Raw genomic sequence first — 26,651 nt, 5'->3', positions numbered from 1 at the left:
CGTGTCCACGTGCTGATTAGCATCCGTTACCGGGTTGGTGGATCGGCTTCACGGACAATCGCCCCATGTTTGGGATCGATCACGAGAATCGACAACCGGCTGGCAGTAGCCAGGTCACCAGTACTTAAGGTTGCATAGTCGAACTGGCCGCGCAGATCGGTGTAGCCATCTTTAAAGAATCGCACCGAACCGTCCTGATGGCGCGCGTAGACCTTCACATAGGCAGCCTCAACCGGCGCACGATCGGTCTGTCCACGTACTTGCACGCGACCATACGGTTCGACGACGGTAACTGCTAAAGTATTCGCAGTCAGGATCCCTACGCGCGAGATGCCTTTGGCAGTTACTTCCACCAGCACGTTACGATTGCGAACTTCTGCCGGCAGTTCAAGCTTGCGAGTCGCTCCCTGGCCGCCTGGCAATTTCAACGTTTCCGTCATGTTTGGTCGAATCGGTGGCAGCTTCTGGCCAGTCTGAGCCGCAAAGGGATTGCGACTGAACAACAGCTCAATGTCCATCAAATAGTAGTTGACTTGCAGCTCGTCTAGATTGCGATAGTTGACCTCAACTGCTCCATCGGCCACGCTCAAATCCAGGCTAGGTGCTTCAGCGGCTTGCCGATTCTGCTGAGCTTCGCGCCGATCGGTCAGCATACGATCGGCTCGCTCCAGGCCGCTATCGAGCGATGTAACCGAAGTCATCTCCTGTCCAGCCAGGAGTGCATCGCGCTGACGAATTTGATCTCCAATATCGCCGAACAAGTTGCGCCAACGTGGTACTGGATAAGTCGCGTAACGCCCGGCAACTTGCGAAGCATGTTCATAGTTGCCGCGGAAGAAGTCGAGATACGCGTCGAAGTAATCGTACTGCAAGCGCGTGGCCAGTTGGTCCGCTTCCACTTGTTCGAACCACTTCAAGGCTTCTTCAATGCGGTTCTGAATGAGCGTGTAGTAGCACAACTCCATGCGTTGGTCCTGGCTGATCTGGACCTGATGAGCCATCACATTGAGGAGCCGCGAGTATTGCGCGAATAACTTATCGTTCAGCACCAGGCGTTTGGAACCCAGCTGGTGAATACGCGCGACCACCAAAGGCTTGTACTCCAGATGCTCGTAGGTCATCTGCTCTTGTGGGTCGAGCGCAATCAAGCTCGAGACTAGCGCTGGACCAAGTTGATCGGTGAAGTCTCGACGATTCTGCAGGTACTGCGCAATATTGGCTGCGTCCCGGTGCACCAGCGCATAAGCCCACAACTCTGGATCAAACCGACCACTCTGGCTCAGCAGTGCCAGAACCTGAACATAAAACTCCTTGTCCTGCATGCGGAACGCGATGCGCGATAAATCCAGCCGCTGCAAGTTGGCTTTGGCCAGGTAGTTCAGCACAGCCTCGTTGGTACCCCAGTCGGCGATGTAACTCCAAGTCGATTCATCCACGCTCTCAGGTTCGGCCAGGACTTTCAACTTGTCTGATTCCGTGTGAACCAAGTGCTTGCCGTCGCTACTGACCTGGCTGCCGTAGTGATCGAACTGACCGGCGGCTGGGAAGTAAAACATGTATTGAACTTGAGCCGTACTGTAAGGATTGAGTTCAACAGGCGTCGACCGCGTCACGCGGCTGGCGGCCAGCGGTATGGCTCCGGCGGGCAATTGATTCAATACATGCACGCGTTTCTGCGTGCTAGTTGGATTGGTAACTACCACGCTGGCTCGGTACGGCACGTTGATGAGCAGCGGCTTAACTTGCAGAGGCCGATTGCTTTCTTCATCGGTATGCGGCTCGGCCAGATAGATGTCCTCGCCAACCAAAATCGAGGGGGCACCCTCTGCCGGCGCAGCCGGTTCGATGCTCTGCACATAAGCAACCGCAGGTTGCTTGCTAGTGATGACCAACAGATTATTCTCGACGTTCATCTCGCTCTGCTCGGATTGCCAAGGCAAATCGATCACAGCTAGCGCCAGGAGCGCTTCGTTGACGTTCGACACCGGCAGATCGAGACTCTGTGAGAGAAACTTATCGTCACCCGCGTGTTTGACAAACTCATGCCAGAAAGGTCCCGGCGGTACTAAGGCTGGGCTTTGGTTTTCCAAGCGAATGTGATGATACTGCGTCTCGGCCCACTCGCGAGTTTGATCGAGCGTCTGGAAGAATCGACCGCCACTTCGTCGCTTGAGCGATTTGCCCATCTCGGCCCCGCGCCCGCGGTTGTAGAAGTTTTCACTACGTCCAGCCTTGTCGCTCTCGGCTGATTTTTCCATAACCGCATCTTCTAGTGCATTCTGACCAAACCTACTCTCGGGCGCTCCGCCCATACCCATGGCACCGCCTGCGGCGCCTGGTGCCATGCCACCACCCATCATGCCGCCTTCGCCACCGCCAAAACCCATGGCCGCTGGCGCGTCGAAGTGCATATTCTGTTGCAATGATTCGGCCTCGGCCAACTGCAATCCAAGCATGATGGGTCCGCCATCTAATACTGACCCACGCAAGGCAGTTTCAAAACGCTGGCTGCGCATCACTGGATCGATGGGAAACGCGGCTACGAATTCATCCAGCCAGCGTTCTGTGCCTGGCTTGGCCTCTTCCAAACGTTGGGCCAACAGAATGCGCTCGAGTGTATTGAGGCGTTGCACGCGCCACAGTGCGCGATAGGCATCGATGGGCTTACCCAGCAACCACAAATCGACCAGTTGCTTGTCGAGCTTCTGCGCGACCAAGGGTGCAACCACCGCATCGAAGAACGCGCGATCTTTGCGGTAGAGAAAATAGTCCAGCTCGTGACAAGACATCTCGCTGTACTTGGCTCGCTTCTCGTCATCACTCATTTGATCCCAGCGAGTTAAAAAGCGGAACTTCTCCCACTCGGGGTTATTATTCAGTAGCGATGCATAGAGTTGGTACACATCGCTCAGCGTTGCATAGACTTGTACGCGACTGGTGCGTGCGTCGCCGATGGTCAGCTTTTCACCGGGCTTGAGTTCACGCACGGTTTGCGTTTCTGCGAGATGATTGTCGGCTGGAAACGCTGACTTTAGTCGCAAGTCGCGTTTCTTCAGTTCGCTATGCGGCAACACCACGTAACGTGCGTCCGTAGTGGTGGGATGTACGACTAAGACCGTAACACTCGTGAATCCGTCCAGCGGTGCGCGAGGCACGACAACTTCACCTTGTTCATTGACAGTCAAATTGGCAGCGACCAACGTCCCTTGTGCGAGAAAGTCGTAACTGACCGAACCGATCGCCGGGGCGATCATCCTGCTGGCTTCTGCGGGAGCAGGGGCTGCCGGGGCGGCAGACGGATCTGCCATGCGAGACATGGCATCGCCATCAGCCGCATCTTTCTTTTGATTATCAGTCAGCGATATTTCCCACGGATGTACCAGCAAACTGGGCTGCGCCAAAAGATTGCCGGGATAGTGCGTGGTTTGTTGACGCTGCAGGATGTAGCTGTACTCTTCATCCAGTTGTAGAGAGTCGATATAGAAACTAGTCGACCGACGACGTGGCTGCTGCATCAACGGCGGATAGGGCAAGCGAGCTTGAAGGGCTGGTGACAAATCGGGCCAGAGCGGATGCGCAATAATGTGCACGCGTGTATGTTTGTCCGCACCTTCAAGCTTGATGCGCAACTCCTTTTCGGCCACGTTGGTGCTCTTGACCACAACTGGTTGACGCTCCGAAGTTTCCAAACTGCGGGTGGAACCAATCAAGTAGTCGCCGGCATCCCCTAGGGCATCCACGACGGCAATTGAAACGACTTGCCCGCTACGATGATCGCGCAATTGATAGTTGCCAGCCGCCAGCGGTTGAACTTCCAGAGCGCCGTCGCTCAGCTGCAATGCATCTTTGAGGCTACGAAGAATTACTCCACGATTGATTTCAAGCAGACTCAAGGCATCGGCTTGAATATCCTGTTGGCCCAAAGGCAAAACCAATTTGTCTTTAGTTGATTGATGAACGATCGACGGCCAGGCATGGGTTGGCAGCTCTAATTGGAAAGCGCGAGGTTGAACGCCTTGGGCACTGGCATTGAGCGTGGTAACGCGCGGTAATTTGCCCAGATCAATCTCACCCTTGGCATCGGTAGCCAAGGTTAGATTCTCAGTCGAAGCCACATCCAACGTATTGATCGCTAGAGTTACAGGAAGCTTGGGCAGTGCCTCGCCATTGCGGCCCAACACCAACAGTCGATACCCTTGGTCGGTGGGCTGCAAGTAAATGCTACCGATCAACGTGGTGCGCAGATTTTCGTTGAGGGCCAACGTTTCACTAGCGGCAACTTCCTGCCGTTCGTCGCGACTATCGTTATAAACGCGTCCGCTCAAGCGAAAATCAATTGTGGCCAGACGTTGTGGGACCAAGAACTTATGCAGCAGTTCACCGCTATCGCTCAATTTCAGATTGCCAATAGTCTGTGTGGTTGGCAGACCGTCCAGGTCCACTGCGGTAATGGTCAGCTGGGGATTCTCTAGCAAGTCCAGGCTGACTGGCCGGCCGGTGCAAACCAATTGGGCGCGCATCAAGACGCTGGTGATCGTACCGGCTACTAGAGCCTGGCGATCCAAAATGAACTTGGCGCTGAGTGCATAACTTTCGTTCTGCAGCAGCAAGGTTTCCTGACTGGCGAAGTCGCCATCGACCAAAATGACGTTCTGCGTTTTTGTAGTCTCGACATACGGAATCAGAATGCGGCCTTCGGAATCGCTTTCGAAGGCGCGATCGCCGATCTCGGCGTGGGCCGACTTGACGAGTTGGCCGCGGTCGTCGAAGACCTGTAACTGATGCCCCAAATCCGTCAGCTTTTGAATACTGCTGAGCGTACCCTTCTGAATCAAGGCCCTCGAGCGTTGTCCACCGCCTAGCAAGTCGACGACCCACACGCCGCGACCTTCCAGCTCTGGCAGCGGAATCGTTTCACTGTGCCGCCGATCGGCCGGCTGCGAATACTCGATTTGTCGTTGACTGTTGGCGACCAGGCCATCCAGTTCCACGTCGGTTGAGATCGGCTGATTGTTTGAGCGGTAGTAGTTGCGCGGATTGACTTCGTAGATCTTGATCAACAGCTGTGAAACGTTCTTGATGTCGACCGATAGTTCGGCTTGATCGTCGGCTGCAAAGTGCGATTGATTGCGTGGCCCAAAGCGAACTTCGATGCGTTCGCGCAGCGCCTTCTGTTCAGCCGGGCTTAGTTTGGCATACCAGGTAGCCGCATCGCCATCTCCGTAAAGGATCTTAGTCTCCGCCAAGATACGCTCAAGGTAATCGCGATCGAGAAAGCGAGCAAAGTCGTCGAGCTTGCTTTCGGATTGAAAAAAGTGTTCCAGATAGCTACGTATGAGAGCCATGTCATTGCCTACCGGCGGTAGGATGACTTGTGGATTCATGGCATAGTTCAAGTCGGCCAAGGTTACTGGTCGATTGCGAAACTTCTCTACGGCGTAATAGGGTGCCTGACGAGGCAGAGCCAAGTACTCCAGGAACAGAGTGCGATCGTACTTACCTTCTTTCAGGTTTAGCCTGAGCAGATTGCCGATGACCATCGCTTTCAAACTGTTCTGCGATGGTGGCAGGGTGCGCACAAATTTGAGCATGCGTTCCAAGTACGCCCGTTGTTGCACTGCATCGTCCAGTGGCGTGTAGTCCGGTGGAGCCAGCCGAGCCAAATAAGTTCGCAAGAAGGGCTCATGCCCGTTGAGATTGGGTCGTGCTTTAAGCAGTTCGTCCAGTTGAATCAGGGTCAACATATTATGAACGGGTGCCCAACCGAAACCTGGCGAGTCCTGCAGTGCCAGTTCTTCGGCGATTCGCTTGACCAGTCCTGCGAAGTCGGCGCGATCGAGGCGTTGCAGCCAGGCTCGCAGTTGATCGGGTGCCATCTGCAGATCTACGAACTTGGGCAAGGTAGCGGTAGCGATTTGTCCGAAACTGCGATCGCGCTCGAGGGCCGCTGCGATGAGTTGATCTGGATCGAGCCGACCGGCTTCGATCGAACTGGACAGGGTTGCCGCTCGATCGCGACTTGGCGGAGCGTGATCCAGCTGGACACCCAACTTCTCGCGCAGAAAGACGATCGTAGCATCGGGATTCTGGTCATAGGCCAGAACCATTTGCCGAGCTTGCATACGGCTGACGCTAGCCGTTTCGCCGAACTTGGCTTTCCATTGATCCAAGACTGCTTGCGCCTGGGCTAACTGCTTTTCATTTTGAAAGTGCAGGCAGTGATAATAGTAGTAGTCTTCGGTTCCCGGGATCAGTTCCTTGAGTGCCGTTCTGCGATCGCTGGCGGTCGCAAATTTCTCAAGAAAGCCAACTTCCTGTTGCGCACGCATCTCAGCTCCTCCGCTGCTCAGTAAACTGAAACCGCCCAGAGCCAAGATTATCAGCTGCAACCGTCGCATAACGCACCACCTACCCAAAAGAGCTGAGTTTTGGATGAAAATTGTTAGGATCTGACCACTCAGTGGCTAGACGTGACCCAGCCTGAGCCAGTTCCCTAATCCCCAAGCATACTTCAGAATTAGAGTTCCGACTGCGGTGGCAGCGGCTTCCAGAGTGAGTCTTTCCGTTGTCAAATACCCGGCGTGATCCTAGATATAACTGAAGAAGAATAAATCGCATGCACGATTTCAAATCGATTCTACTCCTGCTTTGCCTGGCTAATGTTGGCTTTGCGCAGCCTAGTGGCAAATTGCCTTCGACTACGTGGCTCGAATCGAAAGATATCAACGAAAGCAGCGGACTGGCTCGATCGCGACTTACCGAGCGATTGCTCTGGACGCACAACGACTCAGGCGACAAACCGCGGCTATTTGCTTTTGATGCCGACGGTCGATTGCATGCGGAGGTCGAGGTCAAAAAGGCCGATGCGCTCGACTGGGAAGACATGTGCAGTTTTCAGCTCGGTGGCCAAGCCTGGTTGGCTGTGGCCGATGTGGGCGATAATGGGTTTGCTCGCAAGCATGTGGTCATCTACGGCTTGAAAGAGCCCAAGATCGATATGATTCCCGTCGGTGCGACGGGCAAAGATGCGAAACCTGCTAAAGAATCGACGAAGGTTGATTTTGAAGTTCACGTCGAGTATCCGGCTGGTGCCTTGAACTGTGAAGCGATTGCATTCGATCCATGGCGTCAGCAGTTCATTCTGGCTAGTAAAGAAGAGTTTCGTTCGCAGATTTTTGCGGTGGCGTTTAATCCTGAAGCCGGCAAGCAAGAGTCTCGAGCGGAGTGGTTGTTGACCGTTCACGCGATGTTGGTAACGGGCGCATCGATTTCGGATAATGGGCGGCTGCTGGCGCTAGGCACATATGGACCGACGTGCATCTTACGTCGCGACTCCGACCAACCGGCAGCTACTGCGAAGTGGCGCGCGGGTAAAGATGGTCAGCTGGAGTTATTGATGGCACCACCGCGCAAGCAAGGCGAAGCGATCTGCTTCGATAAGAGTGGCACTAAGTTTTTAATGACTAGCGAAGGTAACCCGATGCCGTTGATTGTTAGCGAAGCGGCGTTGAGTCCATGACCAATACGCGCTACTGGTTAACAGCTGGAGGATTCTGGTCCTTCTTGGCTTTCGGATTCATCGACAATCTCAAAGGTCCGCTACTGCCGGAGATCGTGCGGAGTGGATTCGATTATGCGCAAGCTGGCTCGTTAGTTCTGGCCAGCTACATCGGCTTTGTATTGGCCACTTTGACAACGGGAGTTATGGCCGATCGATGGAGCAATCGGTTGGTGGTGTGGTTGGCTGGCGTGTGTTTGGCTGTGGGTGGTGTTGGAATCTATAGCTCGAATGATTATGCGTGGTCGATTGCATGCTTGGGAGTGGCCGGGTATGGATTGGGCGCCGTTGAGCTAGGTGCCAATGCGCTGATGATTGAGTTGCACCGTGCGGCACCAGGACGTTATCTGAACTTGCTGTCGGTGTTTCATGGGTGTGGATCGTTGGTAGTACCGATTGTGGCTGCCAGCTTGATTACGCAGCACTGGGCGTGGCAGACGATCTATTCGATCAGCGGCATCTTCGCATTGCCGCTGCTGTTGGTATTTTGGCCCAGGCGATCAAGGCGGACCGGATTGGTGAATGGGGAATCTGCGGTTGAGGCTGGGAAGCGCGTCAGCGTATGGCAAGTTGGATTCACCCCGATCATGTTGGCCTACTACGTGCTAATTGCAGCGTATGTGGCAGTCGAGTTGAGTATTGGGACTTGGATGATGGAGCACTTGCAGGTCACGCATGGTTTTTCGATTGAGGTTAGCAGTCGCTATCTCTCGGCATTTTTCGCGTTGTTGATGTTGGGTAGGTTGGGCGGAGCCGCGATTGTAGATCGCTTCGATTACATGACCGTGGTGCTAGTGTGTTTGGCGCTAACGGGCGGATGTTTGGCGTTGGCCATTTACGGACCGCGATTAGCGGATGACCGGCGGCTCCTCTATTTGTTTCCGCTTTCTGGACTCTGCATGTCCGTGACCTTTCCCACGGTGACCGCCGCGGTATCGCAGTTGCATCGAGGCCAAGCCGCGACCGTGATGGGATTGTTGTTTGCGTGTGGCGGAGTTGGCGGTGCGCTTGGTCCCTGGTTAGTTGGGCTGAGCAGCCAACACATTGGCCTGACGCATGGCCTGGCGATTACGCTGGTCATAGACGTCATCGCCATCGTAGCTTGGCTAGTCGTCAAGGGGCTGAAAGCATAGCGGGCACTCTGCCCGCATGCCAGCAAATCACCCCGGGGTCTGTCCCCCACCAATCGCCCCGCATGGAACGCACCCGTGCTCTGTCCCCCGTCGCGCCCGGGGACAGAGCACGCGCATTGGTCCGCGTGGCAATGCCATCAAATCACCCCGGCTCTGTCCCCAATCGTAGAGCGGCTGTCCCAGCCGCTCAGAACCCGCTAACACAAGCCCGCCTCAAACCAGACGTCCGTCCGGATATACACCATGCTCACAAGTTTGCTAGCTAACAAACTAGGGCTGATTGAAGACGTCGCGGGCTCCACCTACGCTCTGTCCCCGTTCGCGCCCGGGGACAGACTGAGGTGGTACCGCTTTTCCGGACAGTCCAGTCTCTTAGAATGAGCAATCTAAGGAGACGGCATGAAGCCTCAAAAGAAGCTAAAGAATTCACGAAGAGTTTATCCGGAAGACCTGAAGCAAGAAGCTGTACAAATGCACCTTGATGGGCATTCAGCTTCGTCGATTTGTGAACGGCTTGGGATCCCCAGAAGGAACTTGCTGTACAAATGGAAGCAAGAATTGGTGACAGACGCAGGCCCAGTCGCTGACGCAATGGATGCCAAGCTAAAGCAGCTGCAAGCGGAGCTTCACCGCGTGGAGCGTGAGCGAGACATTTTAAAAAAAGCTTTGGGTATTTTAGGCCGGAACGAATAGCTGAGCTTTACGCAGTCGCTCAGGCCATTGAACAGACGGAAGTGGCACCGATCACCCAGATCTGTGAAGTGCTAGAGCTGACCCGTAGTGCGTACTACTCGTGGCTTAATTCTGACGACACACAGCGCGATGAGGAGGATCGTATTCTCTCGCCTAAGGTGCGCGAAGCTTTCAGGCATCATCGTCGTCGATATGGTAGCCGTCGAATTGCAACTGAGCTCACTGAGAAAGGCATGAAATGCGGTCGGCGCAAAGCCCGTCGGATAATGAAAATGCAGGGACTTCGTGCAATTCAACCCAAGTCATTTAAGCCTCGCAGTACTGAAAGTAAGCACCGCTTAGGATACAACCCAAATCTGCTTTTAAGTGAAAGCGCAAATGGCATCGGACAGGTGTGGGTAGGAGACATTACTTACATACCGTGTGCTGAATGTCACTACTGCTACTTAGCCGTTTTGATGGATGCATATTCGCGTCGAATTGTAGGTTGGCATCTAAGTGATGACATGACCGAGGAACTAGTGCTAACCGCACTGCGCAACGCGATCACCGCGAGACAGCCATCGCCTGGCTTGATCCATCATACCGACCGTGGTGGACAGTACGCAGGCAAAGAATATCGTCAAATCCTGAAACGAGCAGCCATGCGCCAAAGCATGTCTCGAGCAGATAACTGCTACGACAACGCAGCCATGGAATCTTGCTTTGGAACACTCAAGAGAGAGTTGGAGATAACCGAATACAGTACTACCAAGGAAGCATTCAAAGACATAGCTTCCTACATCGAATACTACAACGTCGAGAGAAGGCACTCTTCTCTTGGCTATCTCAGTCCAGTCCAGTTCGAATCAACCCAGTCCTGAAGCGCAAGAGACTGGACTGTCCAGAAAAGCGGTACCACCTCAGACACCGGATCATGCCCGTTCGGCGCGGGTGCCCGTTCGGCCCGGGGACATACAGGACATACACCGGATCATGGTGTCCCGTGTGAGCGCGGCGGTGCTCTGTCCCCACTCATGCTCGGCTTGCAAGCAAGCCGCCACTGGGGACATACACCATGCTCTTGCCTTTGCTAGCTCACAAACTAGGGCAGATTGAAGACGCGATTCTTGAGCCTCGAAAAATATTGCAGAATATTTTCGGGCAACCCAATCTTGAAAAACCCTGGTGTTTACAGGGTATGCACTCAGCCAGCGGGGCGGCGCGCCCTTGACGCATCACTATCTATATAGGGTGACGTTTCGTTGTTACCGGCTACCGGGCTACCGATGGCTACTGCTGTTTGCTAGCACAAGAAAAAGGAGTGCAAGATCATGGCTCGAAAACCTCGGAGAAGTTTGTTCAGTCCAGACGAAGTCGCCACCGTGCATATCTCCAATCGCTGTGTCCGCGGCCAGTACCTGATGGGACTGGACGAGACCACCGGCGAAGATCATTCCGAACGACGCGAGTGGTTTCAAACCTACATGCAGTTCTGTGCCGGGCACTTCGCCTTCGACGTGCTGGATCAAGCTATTATGGAAAATCACTTTCATGTTCTGGGCAGAGCCCGGCCCGATGTGGTCCTGTGCTGGAGCGATGCCGAGGTAGCTCGCCGCTGGCTGACCCTCTGCCCGCCCAGCTCTGGCAAACGCAAAGGCAAGAATAAAGACAGAGCTCCCCTGCCCACCGGACCTACCAAAGCTCAGATTCGAGCCCTGACCGGGCAGCCGGAGTTTATCGCCGAGCTGCGCAAACGCCTCAGCGACATCTCGTGGTTTATACGCAAGATCTGCCAACACGTGGCTCAGCGGGCCAACGCCCAAGCCAAAGCAGCCAATAAGCCCACTGGCAGCTTCTGGAACGGTCGCTTCCACGGCGTACGCCTGCTGGATGAAGAAGCCGTGTTGGCTTGCTCGATTTACATCAATCTCAATCCCATCCGCGCCGTCATGGCCTATACCTTCGAAGACAGCCAGTACACCTCGATCCAGCGGAGACTGCAAGATCTGTTGATGGTCATGCCAGCTGACGAGAACAAGGCCATACCTGAAGCCATCTCCGATCCTGGTACGGAGCCAGTATCCGGCTCAAGCGCAGCGCAGCCGCTGGCCAGCGACAGCCTGCTGGACGATCAACTGGGCAGCGATCACTTAGGCAGCGATCAAGTGGTTAGCGATACCAAGGTGCAGCCGCTGGAGGTGGCTGCCATCACTGGCAGGGAGGCCTCGCCGCCGCAGGACATCTTGGCGTCTAGCCTCTCCACCGATGCGGCCGCGCCCGACCGGCGGCGTTCGCTGCCTGAGACACTGGCCGATCAGATCCTTCGGTTTGGATCGGCGATGGCCTACGAGCCTGAGGAGGGTGAAGAGGAGTCGCCGGAGATGGCCGAGCTGCGCAAGTTGCCGCCTGTGCCCTGGCGGCCGGGCGGCTACCTGGCGCCGCTGGAGATCAACGAAGCACTGGATCCGATCGGACCACGGCTCAGTCGCAGTTGTCAGCGCTGTAGTGATCGTGGCTATTTGACGATGACCATTGGCAAGTACATCGAGTTGCTCGAATGGTGTGCGCGGCAGATTCGCCCTGGCAAACGCGGCGTGATGCCCAGCGACACCCCGCCGATCCTCGAGCGTTTGGGGATTCCCCCGGAGGTGTGGATGAAGCTGGTCACCAGCTTCAATGAGCTCTTCAGCACAGTGGCTGGCATGCCCGACAGCGTCGATGCGCATAGCACGTCGCGCAATGAGCGTTTCTACATGCCCAAAGCCACGCGTGAGATGTTGACCATCCAACCGCTCTCCCAGCAACCGACCGAACCAACTGCGCCGGAGCAAGCGGCAGACATGTCTAGTTCGTCGGCCTAGGGCCGACGGGCACACGACAAGCTCTGCTAGCTTAGCCGGACAGCTTCAAACCAGGCAATTTCGGCCATTCTAAAAACTCACCTACCGGGTGCGTCTCGCTACCGGTCTATCCCGGTCTCACCACAGCAGCCTCCCAGCACCGGCCAACGCCCTCAAAAATCGCCTCCCACACCCGCGCGCCACTCCCAAACAGCGTTTCCCCCGCGCTCCACCTGCGCGCATCCGAACTAAACCGCTCTCACCACCGCGCGCCCACCACCGCTTGAGCCTCAAAATGCCTGCGAATATGAACGGGGACAGACCCCGGGTATAGACCCCCGGGTATAAGAACAACTTTAATCGGGGGGTGCTCTGTCCCCGTTCATGTTGCGCGGGGGTGTCCCCGGTTGGGGTCGCAGGATCGTTAAAGTTGGCACGCGGTCGTCGGCTTGTGGGTAATTTGCCACTACCTTTGCCCGCCGAACTTTCTGCACTGGTGCCGTAATCTATGTAGATCTGGGGCAAATAAGATTTCACCCCAATAAATGAGTTGCCCGAAACTTTTTATTGAGGTCATTCGTGACTACATCCACCGTATCTATGGGGGCGGAGCAGCTAATTCCCATTAGCTTGGCGACGCTACCTCTAAAAACAGCGATCCAAGTCGACGTCTACCTGAGGCCGACTTCCGATCAGCCGGCGATCCTGTTCTGCGCCGCAGGCCAGACTGTTGACCGCCACAAACTTGAAAAAGCAAACGCTTGCGGCATTTCGCGATTGTTCATTCGCACTGACGATCGTGATCTCTACCAACAATCCCTGCGCGAACAATTGAACACGGTTCTGATCGACGAAGACCGACCGATCATCGAACGCGTGGCCATCATGAACGAAGTGATTCGTGATGTGCTAGCCGACGAGTTCGCCCATGGCTCTACCGATTCCATCGTCCAGACTTGCCAAAACTTGGGGACCGCATCGGCGCAACTGCTATCCGATCAACCTATCGTGCTCAATGCACTCTATCGCGTTTTGCATCACGACTACGGCACCTTCACGCACTCCGCCAATGTCTCAGCCTACGCTCAACTCCTGGCCAGAACACTAGGATTTGCTCAAGCTGACCTGAAACGCATCGCCGTGGGCGGCCTGCTGCACGACCTGGGAAAGCTCGATATCGACGATCGTATCCTCAACAAACCAGGCAAACTAGATGAAGCTGAACGCAAAATCATCGAGACCCATCCGACCCTAGGAATCAACCGGGTCGCCGATCGCAACGATCTGAGCGAAGGCGAGTTCATGATGATCTATCAGCATCACGAACGCTTCGATGGAACAGGTTATCCAGTCGGACTGGCCGGCGAAGATACACATCCCTGGGCTCAGATCTGTGCCGTGGTCGACGTATTCGAAGCCCTGACATCCAATCGACCCTATCGCCAAAAACTCTCGCACGCCACTGCCATGGCCGTCCTGGAAAAGAACGACTGCCGAGAATTCAACAAGGAGATGGTGTCGTGTTGGCGGCAACTCATGATGTTGGCATAGACTGCCCACTGGCTTCAGAAATCCCCGTGCTGGTCGAACTGCCAGCGCACATGGCAGACTTTCTGCTCGAAGAAGGGTATCTAGAACCTGTCTACGGCGAACAACGTAGCAACGCACGCTTGCGCGTCCGCTGCCAGGCTCTGCGCACCAGCGATTTCGTACCAGTGTTCGTTAAGAATCGCACTCAGCGCGCCAAAGTTCTCATGAAGGACATGTCACGCAGCGGTATCGGTATGCTCAGCCACGAGCAAATGTGGCCCAGCGAAACCATGTGGATCGAACTGATGCAGCGACAACTCTACGCCCGCGTAGTCCGCTGCCGCAAACTCGGCCCGAATTGCTTCGAAGTCGGTTGCATTGTCGAAAGTGTCAGCGGCGCAAATTGACGCTCCAATACCACAACTCTATTCGCTACATCCGGCGCAGCTTGTAAGCTCGATCGCCAAATCAGGCACCCAATGACACATTTGCCGTGGCGACCATGGCACATAACCTAGTGTTTGCCAGGTGATAAACGTACCCTGTTTGCCCACAGCCCCACTTTGAGCGTCACTGCCCCGTGAAAACTCAAGCCCCTGCGGCCGAGGATCTGCTGCCTATCAGCCTGGCCAGTCTGCCACTGTCCGGACCCGTCGGAGTCGACGTCTTCCTGCGCACACGCCCAGGCGATCCCGCTCTGCTGTTTTGCGCTGCGCATCAACCGATTACGCGAGCACACCACACAGAACTGTCGCGCACGGCAACACGCAAACTGTTCATCCAGCCGCGCGATCGTACCACCCTACACACTGCTCTGCGCCAACGTTTGCCCGACTTGATCCTCAATATCCAACTGCCAATCCTCGATCGACTAAGCCTGGTCCTGGATTTGACGCGCGAGGTTGTGCACGATGCGTTAGTGTCCAACGATACGCCCGCCATTGTTGAAAACGCCAAATACTTTGGCACTATGGTGGCCACAACACTCGGCCACGAACAAGTGGACTTCGAACCATTATGGGCCGCTCTGCAGCACGATGCCAGCCATTGCACTCACGCCACCAACGTATGCATGTTTGCCACGCTATTGGCCCGACAACTCGGTTGGTCAGGTCGTGACCTGGCCCGCATCGCCATCGGCGGTTTATTGCACGATCTCGGTAAACTCGAAATCGATACAGTTATTCTCAATAAGCCCGGTCGCTTGGACGATTCAGAACGCAGAATGGTTCGTCAGCACCCGGCGCTCGGCCTCCAGCGCCTGATCGAACGAACCGATCTTTGTGAAGGCGTCATGATGATGATCTATCAACATCATGAACGCGCTAACGGCTCGGGCTATCCCGTGGCCCTCCAAGAATGTGAGATCCACCCCTGGGGTCGCATTTGTGCTATCGCTGATGTTTATGAAGCCCTCACCAGCGAACGGCCCTATCGACCTGCCTTCAGCTCAGCTACTGCCCTGGCTGTGCTGGAACGTGCAAGCGGCACCGAATTCGATGCGGAGATGATCGCATGTTGGCTGCAAATAGTTCGCACATAACCCCTGTCCCAGTGGTTCCCGGCCGCTACAGCCTGGACGTAACCACCGACCCGGCAGCCGACGGCCTGCCACTGCTGGTCGAGTTGCCACCGCAACTCTCCAACTTCTTTATCGAGTCAGGTTACCTGGAAACCGTCTACGGTGAACAACGTTGCCAAAACCGTCTGCGCGTCCGCTGCGAAGCCACCCTCGTCAGCGATTTCATTCCGCCGTTCGCCAATCGACCAGCTCGCCGCGCTCGCGTTCTGATCAAAGACATGTCGCGCTCCGGCCTGGGCATCCTCAGCCACGAACAACTCTGGCCCGGTGAAGTCTTCCGCATCGAACTGCACGATCGCTGCTTGCGCGTCCGCGTCGTTCGCTGCCGCCGACTAGGCCACAAATGCTACGAAGTCGGCGGCCTGGTAGTCGGGATTGAGTAACACCGTCCCGAAGACTTTTCGGCTCGCACCCAACGTCTGTCCCCGATCTTGAGCGCGTAAGTGCGGGGACACGCCACTGGTCTTTTTGCTAGCGTGACCCATACGCGCGGGGACAGACCCGAGGCTCGCCAGGTGTCTGTCCCCCAGCCGATCCGCCCCGCTAACTCAAGTCTCTCACACCCGACGTCTGTCCCCGATCCTGAGCGCGGGGACACACCACTGGTCTTTTTGCTAGCGTCACCCATACGCGGGGACAGACCGGACAGACCACTCCGTCCCCATGAACGACGGGCACCGACGCCAGGTGTGAGGCAACTTGGGTTAGAGGGTGCTGAGCGGCTGGGGACAGCCGCTCTACTACATCTCGACTTTGTCGTAGAAGGGCACCACGCGGTCGCCGCGCGTGCGGACGTCTTCCAACAACACGCGATTGTCACCCTTGAACGTGTGGTTGACTTTGCGCGATGAGCCTTTGGCTTGGAGCGCAACCGTCTGACCAAAGGGGATCAAACCCGGACGCAGCCAGACCCAAGCTGATTTGGACGGGTACTTGTTCAGCAGGATCGATGTACCAGCAGGCTGAATCTTGACCTCGATCTTGTACTTACGATTCATGTCGAACTGAAAGGGCGACACAATCTTGTCGGCATCCAACTCCGGCATTTCAAACCAGTAAAAGAAATTGTCACCCGCCCGAGCAGCTTCGACATTGATTTCGCGCGGATTGGGCTCGCGACGATGATTGGTCATCTCCATCCAATCAATGATCCGCGGTGTCTCTTCCAAGAAGTGATCGCGCGGTCGACCTTTGTATTCAACCGCTAGCGCATCAAAGGTGGGCTTCTTCAGATAGTCATCGACCGTGCGACCAAGATTGTTATACAAGCTCGAGCGATCGAATTGACCCCAGACCGTATAAGTCGGCACATACAACGCATTGCCGCCATACATCAGGATATACTTCTCCGACGCAGGCGAGAGCAGCACGGCACCAGCCCACAAATCCGGGTGACTCAGCGCGATATCCCAGGCCGCAGCTCCACCATCGAAGTGCCCCGAGATAAAAACTCGATTGGTATCAATACTCAGCCGACGATACGCGTCGCGCAGCGAGCGCAACACGCGATTGTGCTCCAAGCTCGTGTAGTTGTACTCCAGCTGACCATCGGCGGCCCACTTCGGAGCAATCACGATGTAACCGTGCCGAGCGGCAATACCCACGCGCTCTTGACGGGTCGGATGAACCGCACCGCACCACCAATTAATTGCCATATCGCGAGGCGTGCCCAAACCGGGCAAAGCCACGATGCACGGGTAGCGACGATAGGGATTGTACTCCGGCGGCAATTGCACGCTGTACTCAACTCCTTCGCTATGTTCATTGGCAGGCAATTCAAGGCGATAGAGGCCGGGTGGATCGTTCTCCGCATGTGCCGGCAAATCGAGGACTGGCTTCATCGCACCGATGATACGACCCACCAACTCCGGCCGGCCAGCTTCTTCACGCGCCAAATTCTCCAGTATCTCTTCCCGCCGCGTAGCTGAAGCCGAGGTCAGATACTCACGCACCAAGGCCTCCACCTTAATCGCCGACTTCGCAACTTCGAAATTGTTAACGCCTGCCCCAGAGCCCATTAGCCAACCGCCGATTGCGAAAGCCAGCTTCTGATCGGCAGTGAGATTGTTTTGAGTGGAAAAACGCGCATAGTCGCTCAAGCGTCCCTGCGACTCGATACCCAGTTCTTTCTCGATCTGACTAATCACCGGCGCCACCAGCTCAGCATCCCCCGGCTGTAACTCCGCCAAGTTAGCCTTCATCGATTGCACTAGTTCGGCTAACTGCGCCACTGTGCTCTTGAGCAAGTCCAACTGATCCTGGACCTTCAACTGAGTCTCATTGATTTGTTGGCTGGCCAACTCTTCGGCAAAGCCTTTTAGCAGCCCGGCCACATACTCATGCTGGCCACTTCGTCGACGTACTTCGATCTCACGAAACATCTGATCGGCCAACGCCTGCTCAAGCGTCACCAGCAAACCACGCTGCTCGGTCAACTGATCAGGAAACTTCTGCAGCGCAGCCAGTAACTCTTCGCGGGCTTCGATGTAGCGTTCGGCTTGCAGATAAAAACGCACGATCCGCATACGCTCAATAGGACTATTCATGTCCAACTCGTGATGCAGGATCTCCTTCAGCTTGGCCGGAGGGATAGAACTCGTTGCGATCCGCTGATCCCAGGGACGCAGCTTGACACCAGGTTCCTTCAACGTCTGCACTCGAGCATACAACGGCGTAAGGTGCGTGATGCCTTGCAAAAGATCTTCGCGCCCCGTGGAGCCCATAAAACTATAGAACCGTCGGCCATGCCGGTTGAACTCTGTTACTCCCACGATGTTGCGTACGACGAACTCGGCCGCACCGGTTTGCACTTCATTGGCCAAAGGCAACACGATCTCTTCGGGTACCAAAGTCGATGGAACGGCCGATGCTACCCGAGCTTGATGGAAGTAGGTCACGCGCAAATCGTCATCGATCGACTTAATCGACAACGACGCAGTCTCGCTCTGCCCGCGTTGCATGTTGTTGGTACTAATCGTGGTGTGTTCGGCAATGATGCCCGGGCCAATACGCGTACCATCTTTGAGCGTTATGAGCGACTTCTGCGCTACCGCGATCGACGGCAACATCACCAGAGCTAGGAACAGAGTGCTTCCGACACAGGTGCGCAAGCGCATAGAGTGTTCCCTTGTGCTAAATCAAATTGCAAACCTCAGCGTTGAGAACTGAGATTTGAAACTTGAGACTATCGGCCGCCGAAGAATTTTCTGAGCGTCTCGCTGGCTGCATCCTTGGAAGTACCGGTGACCGGTTTGGCCTCGCGCGGCGGTAACTTCATGGGCTTCTTGGACGGTCGCTGTGGATCGGCCGGCTGTGCGGGTTGCTCAGGTTGATTGGTCGTAGTTTCATTATCAGCCTGAGCGTCCATCACGGTTGAGTCCGTCGACAAGTCTAGCTTGGCCGAATCTGCCAGGTTGAATTGTCGGGTCACCGGTTCATTACGATCGCGTTTGATTTGATCGGCTTCTTCCAACCAAGAACTCACGTCGACTTCTTCGTAGCGGCTGTCGCCAGTATTGTCGGCTGTGCGCATCGCCGCTTCTTTGACGTCTTTAACTTCCGGCTTCTTCTTGCTAGCAATGGCCGTTTGAATAACGACTTCAAACTCCAACTTGCCCACAGTGATTTTGTCACCATGCTTGAGCACTTTGGCTTTAGCAGGATCAAGTTTCTTCTCGTTGACGATCGTGCCGTTACGGCTCTTCAAATCAATCAGCAGTAGGCGCTCGTCCTTTTGCACCAAAGCACAGTGCCGACGGCTGATCGAATCGCTCTTGGGACGTAACTGACACTCGTCACTTCTACCGATAAGAAACTTTTCTTGGGTGACGGGAATGAGTTTACCTTCACTGCTGCCGGACAAGACCTTCAATTGAATATGCACGTCACGTCTCCACTGATGAGATCAACGTTGAATCAGAGCAATACGTTGATGTTCGGCCGCCACATTCGCCAGGCACTCCTCGCCTTAACGAAATGCGCGCTCTGATATGTACTCATCGATTTTAGCAAAAAATTTTTCTGAATGTGAAAAAACCGACATCTTCCCCGCCTAACTACGTAAAAATCCCGCCCCTTCTGGGCCCACAAGGTCGCTTCTCATCACGCAGAACCGCCGTTACTTAAGCTCTCGTTCGCCACGTTGAGCGAGCGTGACCCTAAAGTGCGTTGTGACTTACGACATTGCGAAACCTCGAATCCAGCGCCGACTCAATCCACCATAACACGGTCTGTCCTAAACTCTCCATATCGGTCTGAGAAGATGGCAATTTACCGCCATTCTCGTTGGGAAGGTCATACAAACCGGGCAACTCCGGAGCAAACTGACTGGTGGCCAGCAAGATACTGCCGTGTTGCATTACGCTCTTGCCCAATCGGCGTTGGGCACTACCAACTACTTTCCTCCCATCCACAACGATATCACCGCAACTGCGACGCAAGAAACATAGGAATGGTTCCTTTGCCTTAGTCGCTCGTGCTCCGCTTGAGCAACCCGCCAGCGCACTGGCCGAGCCCTCGATAGGCGAGGGTGCGCTATCGCAGGTGGGCTTGGCCCACTTGCTGGCCTGCCAACCCAGCTCTCGAAGGCCATCGACCAAGGCATCGTGAATCAGATCATACAGTTCGGTAGCCGCACCGATCTTGTTTCTGCCGACCGGCATCGCGACCGCATAGGTCCATTCGTGGTGATGAACAATCGCTCCACCACCACTGGCGCGCAAGACTGTAACAAGATCTCGACTAGGCAGATGCTGGCTGCGATCCTCATCCGCTTGAAAGTGACCCAAGGATAAGGTCGGTTCTGACCAGCGATACACACGTACGTAAGTTGAACCAGTTCGTTCGGCATCCTCGAGAAGCCGACGATCGATCGCCATATTTTCTTGACCAGTCCTGGCCTGATCTACGTAGGCGACGGAGTCCATCGAACGATTGGTTTCCTGGCTGCTGATACTTCGTCAGGGCGACTGATGGCGGTCGAATGCGGCGCTGCATGCACATGTTCAGCAGCTTCATGCATGATCGATTCGATCGCACTCACAAATGCATCCATGGTCTCTTTGCTTTCCGTTTCCGTGGGCTCGATCATCACGGCCTCTGGTACGGTTAGCGGAAAGTAGACAGTCGGTGCGTGAAAGCCGTAGTCGAGCAAACGCTTGGCCAGATCCATCGCCGATAATCCACGTAGCTTCTTCAGCGGCGCTGCCGAAGCAACGAACTCGTGCATGCATGGCCCGGCATGTGGCACTGGCAACAGTGGATGGATGCGACTGCGCAAGTAGTTGGCATTCAGCACAGCTTGCTCACTAGCGGCACGCAAGCCACTACCGCCCAGCGAACGAATGTAACAGTATGCTCGCACCAGCACGCCGACATTACCAAAGAAACTGCGTACGCGACCAATCGATAGCGGATGATTCGAATTGAGAATAAAGCGGTCGCCCGACTTCTCTACGCGAGGCACAGGCAAGAAGGGCTCCAGGAAATCTCGCACACAAATCGGACCAGCGCCTGGGCCACCACCACCGTGAGGACCACTGAAGGTCTTGTGCGGATTGTAGTGCATCATGTCAGCACCAAAATCACCCGGTCGAGCGATGCCTAAGATGGCATTCATGTTGGCGCCGTCCAAATAAATCAGACCGCCCGCCGTATGCACCATCTCTGCGATGGTTTTGATTTGCTTTTCGAACAAGCCCAGCGTACTGGGATTGGTAATCATGAACACGGCCGTGCGCTCATTGACCTTGGATTTCAAATCTTCCAAATCGACCGATCCATCGTCGCGCGATTTGACGGTGATGGTCTCCAGGCCAATGACTTTGGCGCTAGCCGGATTAGTACCGTGCGAACTATCGGGCACGAGCACCACCCTTCGGTTTTCACCTTTATGCTTGAAATAAGCCACGGCCGACATGAGCGCAGTCAGCTCGCCGTGCGCGCCGGCCGCCGGTTGCAATGAAACCGCTGGCAGACCAGAAATCTCGGCAAAGTACTTCTGCAATTCGAACAACAACTCCAGCATCCCTTGGATCGTGCTCTCGCCTTGCAGCGGATGCAAATCGGCGATCCCTGCCAGGCCCGCCAGTCGCTCGTTGCGCTTGGGGTTGTACTTCATCGTGCACGAACCAAGCGGATAGAAGTGCGTATCGACCGACATGTTCAGCGTCGATAGATTTGTAAAGTGACGCACCACATCGCCTTCAGCTACTTCGGGCAAGCGCGGCTTTTGCGAGCGAAGCGCTGTCTTGGGATACAGCTGAGCCATATCGCTAGTAGGCACATCGCTGGGTGGCAGCAAATGCGCGCGGCGGCCCGGCTTGGATAGTTCGAAGATCAGTTGAGTCGACTGGACATTACGCATGAGCTGGCTCCATTAGACTTGGCGTGTTGACCAGCACATCCACGAGCTTGTCAATCTCACAACGTGTTCGTTTCTCAGTAACAGCCACTAGCAAACAATCGCTGAGTTCTGGATACCAACGTCCCAGCGGCAATCCGGCTAGCAGTCCATGATGGCGTGCATGCTCGACCACCAGGTCCACTTCGTTGGCTCGATCGCGCAGCACAACTTCGCGCCAACTGCCGGGCGCAAAGGCGACTTCCCAGCGTTCGTTACCGGCCAGGGCATCGCGCAGATAAGCGGTCTTCCAAGCGCACTGCTCAGCCGTCTCACGCAAACCTTCTGGTCCGAGCAAACTCAGATAGATCGTGGCCCGCAAGGCCAGCAAACCTTGATTGGTGCAAATGTTACTGGTGGCCTTGTCGCGCCGAATGTGTTGCTCGCGCGTTTGCAGGGTCAGTACCCAACAGCGCGAGCCACTGCGATCGGTCGTTTGACCAGCGATGCGGCCCGGCATGCGTCTGACCAGCGATTCTCGACAAGCCATGATGCCCAGGTAAGGACCACCGTATTGCAATGGCACGCCCAGCGGTTGCCCTTCAGCCACGACGACATCCGCACCCCATGCGCCGGGAGTTTCGAAGATGCCCAGGCTGAGCATGTCGGCCACAGCCACAACGACCGCGCCCGCATCATGAACTTGTTGGGCAATCGGCGCCAGGTCTTCGACCACACCGAAGAAGTTCGGTTGACTAACCACCACACACGCAGTGTGCTCATCCAGCGCGGCTGACAGAGCGGCCTTGTCCCACGCGCCGCCTGGCGACGGGATCGTCACCAGCTGAGCATTGAGAAAGCTCAAATAGGTGGCCAGCGCCTGACGATACTCTGGATGCAAACTGTCGCACACAATCACCCGTCGTCGCGAATCGGAGATCGCCAACGACAGCAGCACGGCTTCTACGCAGGCGCTTGCGCCGTCATAGAGACTGGCATTGGAAACATCCATGCCGGTCAGTTCGCAGACCATGGTTTCATATTCAAACATCACCTGCAGGTTGCCTTGGCTGACCTCAGGTTGATAGGGCGTATAGGAAGTGAAGAACTCGCCACGACTGGCGATCGCGTCCACCGCAGCCGGCACGAAGTGATCGTATGCCCCGCCGCCCATGAAGCAGACCAATTGCCCGGTACCTTGATTGCGACCAGCCAGGCTGGTTATATGCCGCGTGAGTTCAATCTCCGACAGCGGTGCAGGAATCGCCAACGGTCGCGCCAGGCGACACTCTTTGGGAACTCCAGCAAATAAGTCTTCGATCGAAGCTGCGCCGATGGCCCGCAACATCTCTTGTTGATCTTCGGGCGTATTAAACAGATAAGCCATTACTCTGCACACTGCTTTTGGTATTGATCAAACGTTAATAAACCGTCGAGGCTGGCGTCACCGGCAAGTTTCACTTTAATGATCCAACCTTCGCCGTAGGGATCAGCTGACAACGTTTCCAGTCGATCGACCAGTTCGCTGTGAACTGCTACCACTTCACCCGAGACCGGGCTGTACAGGGGACTAACTGCCTTGACCGATTCAACTTCACCGAATTCTTGACCAGCCGTAACTTTTTGTCCGACTTTGGGCAGCGCCATGTAGACCAGGTCCGTCAACTGCTCCAGAGCGAAGGCTGTGATTCCGACTGTGCCGACTTTCGCATCGCCCTCACTCGTCAGACCGACCCATTCATGAGATGGGTTGTACTTCAGTTCTTCTGGTTTCATCGGATCTTCATTCCTTGGAGATACAGTTACGAGGTTAGTTGGATCGGGTGTAAAACGGGAGTTTGGTGATGCGGCCTGAAACGCGCGAACCGCGAATGTCGACATCCACGTTCGTGCCTGGCACGGCCATTGAGGGTGCCACATACGCCATGGCAATCGGCTTTTCAAAAGTCGGTGAGAACGTGCCGCTGGTCACCTGACCTACGCGCCGCGAATCGGTATCGAACAGCTCGGCGCCCTCGCGAGCCACGCGGCGTCCATCCAGCATCAGTCCCACGCGAGTTGCCAGCTGCGTACCTTCGCTCTTGCGCGCCAGTACTTCACTGCCGATGAACGTCCGGCCTTCCAGATTGACGGCAAAATCCAAACCAGCTTGAAATGGATCGAGCTCTTCGCTCAGCTCATGACCGTATAGTGGCATGCCCGCTTCTAGTCGGAGCGTATCGCGAGCGCCCAAACCCACCGCGGCCACTCCCAGGTCACGGCCGGCCAGCATCAGATTTTCCCAAACGCGATTGGCATCTTCGGCGCGGACGATCAATTCGTAACCATCTTCGCCCGTGTACCCAGTGCGCGACACGATACACGCTTTACCAAACTGCTCGGTCACCAGTGCCCGATAGTATTTCAAATCCAAAATGCGTTTAGGCAACAGCTTGGCCGCGATCTCTCTAGCGCGTGGACCTTGCACCGCGATCATAGCCGTATCGGGAGTGGCATCATGAAAAAGGACGTCTGGGAAATCGGCCACGTGCGGCTGAATCCACTTGAGAATCTTTTGGTGATTTCCGGCGTTGACCACCAACAAGAAATACTCTCGACCGCTGGGGCTTTCCAAACACGAGACCAGCACATCGTCCAGAATGCCGCCCTCTGCGTTGCACATCAAAGAGTAACGCACCATACCGATTTTCATATCGGTCACGCGGCGCGTGAGTAGATGATCCAACAATTGATCGGCTCGGGGACCTTCAAAACGCAGCCGGCCCATATGCGAGATATCGAACAGTCCAGCGGCCGTTCGAGTGGCGGTGTGCTCGGAGACGATCGAGGTATATTGAATTGGCATCTGGTACTGAGCAAATTCCGCCATGCGCGCACCGGCTTTTTGATGCCAGTCGAATAGCGGTGTTGTGCGCATGGGATCGTTCATACAGACCTGTACTAATGCTAACACCTCGCCACAACCGGTTCAGAAAGCCATCTACGTGCGATAGCCTGCCACTAAGGTGCAGTCAAGGGTTATTAACCCAGAGCCAAATTGCCAACGAGCAAATCGTCGCTAAAACGCAAGGTTTTTGCGACTCAGTTGATTGTAACTGGATTGAATTTTCTGGCAACGGCGCTTTTTGGGAGTACGGAAGCGTTAGCTTCCGCTTTGATAGTAGAGCGGCTGTCCCCAGCCGCTCAGCACCCTCTAACCCAAGCATCTGCAAAGTGCGGTACGGTTGGGTTTACTAAGCCGTAGGCGTTAGCCTCGGTTGCAGCGCGTTTGAGTAGAAACCGGGGCTAACGCCCTCGGCTTAGTTGTAGACTGTGGTGGCTAACGCCACAGCACTCCAAAGGGCTACTGCGGGTCGCTTTGTAGATTGGGGCGGCGACCGATTTCAACTTGTAGCTTGATGTTCTGGCCGTCGCGAATGACTTCGATCGGTACCATCGTACCCACGTCGGCTTGGGCCACCATGGCGGTTAAGACGCGATAGGTTGGCACTTCGCGGTCGTCGAACTTGACGATCAAGTCACCGGGCATGATCCCGGCTTGCTTGGCTGGTGAATCGTCGTTGGCCCACTTGTCGACTAAGGCTCCACGCGGCGTGTTACCGAATTCATCTTCGACACTCTTGAAGGACAAGCCTAACCAACCGCGCGGCACTTGTCCGCCTTTGATCAGCCCGTCAGCCACTCGACGCGCAACGTTGCTCGGTATGGCAAAGCTAATGCCGATATAGGTCTCGCCCACGATGGCGGTGTTGATGCCGATGATTTGGCCAGAGGAGTTGACCAGCGGTCCACCACTATTGCCGGGATTGACCGCCACGTCGCTCTGCATCAGATCGGAGTACATTGTCTCTCGATCGTCGCGGCTGTCCCAGCGACGAGTGCCTTTTAAGTCGATGCGATGTTTTCCACTCAAGATGCCAAAGGTCACTGTGCGTTCCAGGCCAAACGGACTGCCGACCGCCCACACCGGCGAGCCCACATCCATGCGGTTGCTGTCACCCCACTCAGCCGGCATCAGTCCATCGGCATCAACTTTGATGACCGCCAAATCGGTAAAGGGATCGCGGCCCAATTCTCGAGCCAACACGCGTCGACCATCGCTCAACGAGACTTCGATGCGGCCCGCGTCTTCAATCACATGATGATTGGTCAGAATGTGACCAGCTCGATCCAGAATGACACCACTACCCTGCCCCATCATCTCGATGCGTTCGTTGTTACCGAAGAGCCACTTCTTGGACGCGCTCCGTACTTCGAGCAAATTGATATGCACGACGCTTGGCCCAACACGTTGGCTGACTAGCTCGGAGGCTTCGCTGAGTGAGTTGAGCGAGACATTCTGCAGTTGTTGGCCGCTGAGTTCATATTCCGCCCGCAGCTGACCTCGATACCAAGAGTATCGCAAACTCTCGACCAAGGGCGGAACCGTGAAACGAATGGTGATGATCAAGATCAACACGACCAACAGACTTAGGAAAGTCGAATAGGCCAACTGCTGTGGGTGTGGCTCGTGCGCCGCTTCGTTCCGTAAGCTGCCTCTAGGTTTCAAGGCTTCAGGCATTAGCGATTCGGAAACCAAGGCTTCGGGCACCAGAGCAACCACGGGCTGAGGCGGCTCGTCCTCAGTCGGCAGATGGGCGGCATGCACTGGGGAGGCATGCAGAGTCGATGTGTAGACTTCGTCCTCAGCAATCAACTGGTCTTGATCGGTCGCCAGCGGCTCAGTCTCGAATTGCTCATCGTCGAGCTTTTCAACCTCAAATTGCTCGGGCTTGGTTTGCTCGGGCAGCACACCATCGCTGGGCAACGACTCGTCGTTGGGTTGCATGCTGCGCCTCGCAGTTGAAGGAATAGTCTTTTCGCAGGTCCCGGTTCCGAGAAGATTGCCTACATCTCTTTATTGTATCACTCCAACCGGGCAAAAAGCAAAATTTGGTAAGATATGCCTCGCCGAAATCTATGGACACAGGCTGGAAGCCTACACCCCGCTTCA

18 protein-coding genes are annotated in these 26,651 nt (G+C 55.5%); 9 read left to right on the top strand and 9 right to left on the bottom strand.

The window, feature by feature from the left end:
* Positions 1–26: 26 nt before the first annotated feature.
* Complete coding sequence (locus SH573x_RS00290) at positions 27–6,329, bottom strand: hypothetical protein (RefSeq protein ID WP_479352287.1); 6,303 nt, start codon at positions 6,327–6,329, stop codon at positions 27–29.
* Between the two features lie 287 nt (positions 6,330–6,616).
* Here SH573x_RS00290 and SH573x_RS00285 point away from each other — a divergent pair, with 287 nt between their 5' ends.
* From SH573x_RS00285 to SH573x_RS00245, 9 genes are all read left to right on the top strand, one after another.
* A complete protein-coding gene (locus SH573x_RS00285) occupies positions 6,617–7,519 on the top strand; it encodes a hypothetical protein (RefSeq protein ID WP_479352286.1) in 903 nt (300 codons plus the stop codon).
* Complete coding sequence (locus SH573x_RS00280) at positions 7,516–8,691, top strand: MFS transporter (protein ID WP_479352285.1); 1,176 nt, start codon at positions 7,516–7,518, stop codon at positions 8,689–8,691. The genes SH573x_RS00285 and SH573x_RS00280 overlap by 4 nt, the downstream gene beginning before the upstream one ends.
* Before the next feature lie 399 nt (positions 8,692–9,090).
* Positions 9,091–9,384, top strand: a complete 294-nt coding sequence (locus SH573x_RS00275; RefSeq protein ID WP_479352284.1) for a transposase — start codon at positions 9,091–9,093, stop codon at positions 9,382–9,384.
* Positions 9,381–10,247: an IS3 family transposase gene (locus SH573x_RS00270; protein WP_479356837.1), complete on the top strand. Its 867-nt coding sequence runs from the start codon at positions 9,381–9,383 to the stop codon at positions 10,245–10,247. Before SH573x_RS00275 ends, SH573x_RS00270 begins: the two co-directional genes overlap by 4 nt.
* A gap of 450 nt (positions 10,248–10,697) precedes the next feature.
* Complete coding sequence (locus SH573x_RS00265; RefSeq protein WP_479352283.1) at positions 10,698–12,227, top strand: transposase; 1,530 nt, start codon at positions 10,698–10,700, stop codon at positions 12,225–12,227.
* 558 nt (positions 12,228–12,785) lie between these two features.
* The gene (locus tag SH573x_RS00260) at positions 12,786–13,757 is read left to right on the top strand and encodes an HD-GYP domain-containing protein (RefSeq protein WP_479352282.1); all 972 of its coding nucleotides are present in this window, start codon (positions 12,786–12,788) and stop codon (positions 13,755–13,757) included.
* The gene (locus tag SH573x_RS00255; protein WP_479352281.1) at positions 13,727–14,143 is read left to right on the top strand and encodes a hypothetical protein; all 417 of its coding nucleotides are present in this window, start codon (positions 13,727–13,729) and stop codon (positions 14,141–14,143) included. Before SH573x_RS00260 ends, SH573x_RS00255 begins: the two co-directional genes overlap by 31 nt.
* Before the next feature lie 173 nt (positions 14,144–14,316).
* Complete coding sequence (locus SH573x_RS00250; RefSeq protein WP_479352280.1) at positions 14,317–15,279, top strand: HD-GYP domain-containing protein; 963 nt, start codon at positions 14,317–14,319, stop codon at positions 15,277–15,279.
* Positions 15,252–15,701 (top strand): hypothetical protein, encoded by a 450-nt coding sequence (locus SH573x_RS00245; protein WP_479352279.1) that lies wholly within the window; start codon positions 15,252–15,254, stop codon positions 15,699–15,701. The genes SH573x_RS00250 and SH573x_RS00245 overlap by 28 nt, the downstream gene beginning before the upstream one ends.
* Before the next feature lie 357 nt (positions 15,702–16,058).
* Here the strand turns inward: SH573x_RS00245 and SH573x_RS00240 are convergent, their stop codons facing one another.
* The 8 genes from SH573x_RS00240 to SH573x_RS00205 all read right to left on the bottom strand — a co-directional run bounded on the left by SH573x_RS00240 (position 16,059) and on the right by SH573x_RS00205 (position 26,486).
* Entirely contained in the window at positions 16,059–18,434 is a 2,376-nt protein-coding gene (locus SH573x_RS00240) for an alpha/beta hydrolase-fold protein (protein WP_479352278.1), read from the bottom strand.
* 68 nt (positions 18,435–18,502) lie between these two features.
* The gene (locus SH573x_RS00235; RefSeq protein ID WP_479352277.1) at positions 18,503–19,201 is read right to left on the bottom strand and encodes an FHA domain-containing protein; all 699 of its coding nucleotides are present in this window, start codon (positions 19,199–19,201) and stop codon (positions 18,503–18,505) included.
* 274 nt (positions 19,202–19,475) lie between these two features.
* Positions 19,476–20,243 carry a lipoate--protein ligase family protein gene (locus SH573x_RS00230; protein WP_479352276.1) on the bottom strand — a complete coding sequence of 256 codons (768 nt, stop codon included), beginning with the start codon at positions 20,241–20,243 and terminating at the stop codon, positions 19,476–19,478.
* Entirely contained in the window at positions 20,222–21,682 is a 1,461-nt protein-coding gene (gene gcvPB, locus SH573x_RS00225; RefSeq protein ID WP_479352275.1) for an aminomethyl-transferring glycine dehydrogenase subunit GcvPB, read from the bottom strand. The genes SH573x_RS00230 and gcvPB overlap by 22 nt, the downstream gene beginning before the upstream one ends.
* Positions 21,675–23,045: an aminomethyl-transferring glycine dehydrogenase subunit GcvPA gene (gene gcvPA / locus SH573x_RS00220; RefSeq protein WP_479352274.1), complete on the bottom strand. Its 1,371-nt coding sequence runs from the start codon at positions 23,043–23,045 to the stop codon at positions 21,675–21,677. The genes gcvPB and gcvPA overlap by 8 nt, the downstream gene beginning before the upstream one ends.
* Entirely contained in the window at positions 23,045–23,434 is a 390-nt protein-coding gene (gene gcvH / locus SH573x_RS00215) for a glycine cleavage system protein GcvH (protein ID WP_479352273.1), read from the bottom strand. The genes gcvPA and gcvH overlap by 1 nt, the downstream gene beginning before the upstream one ends.
* A 34-nt stretch (positions 23,435–23,468) precedes the next feature.
* Positions 23,469–24,587 (bottom strand): glycine cleavage system aminomethyltransferase GcvT, encoded by a 1,119-nt coding sequence (gene gcvT, locus SH573x_RS00210; protein ID WP_479352272.1) that lies wholly within the window; start codon positions 24,585–24,587, stop codon positions 23,469–23,471.
* 414 nt (positions 24,588–25,001) lie between these two features.
* On the bottom strand, positions 25,002–26,486 hold the full coding sequence (locus SH573x_RS00205) for a S1C family serine protease (RefSeq protein WP_479352271.1): 1,485 nt from the start codon (positions 26,484–26,486) through the stop codon (positions 25,002–25,004).
* Positions 26,487–26,651: the final 165 nt, after the last annotated feature.

The sequence above is a fragment of the Rania fehmarnensis genome (genome assembly GCF_056494185.1).
The sequence above is the reverse complement of the archived record's forward strand: the minus strand, read 5'-3'. Positions and strand labels throughout refer to the sequence as shown.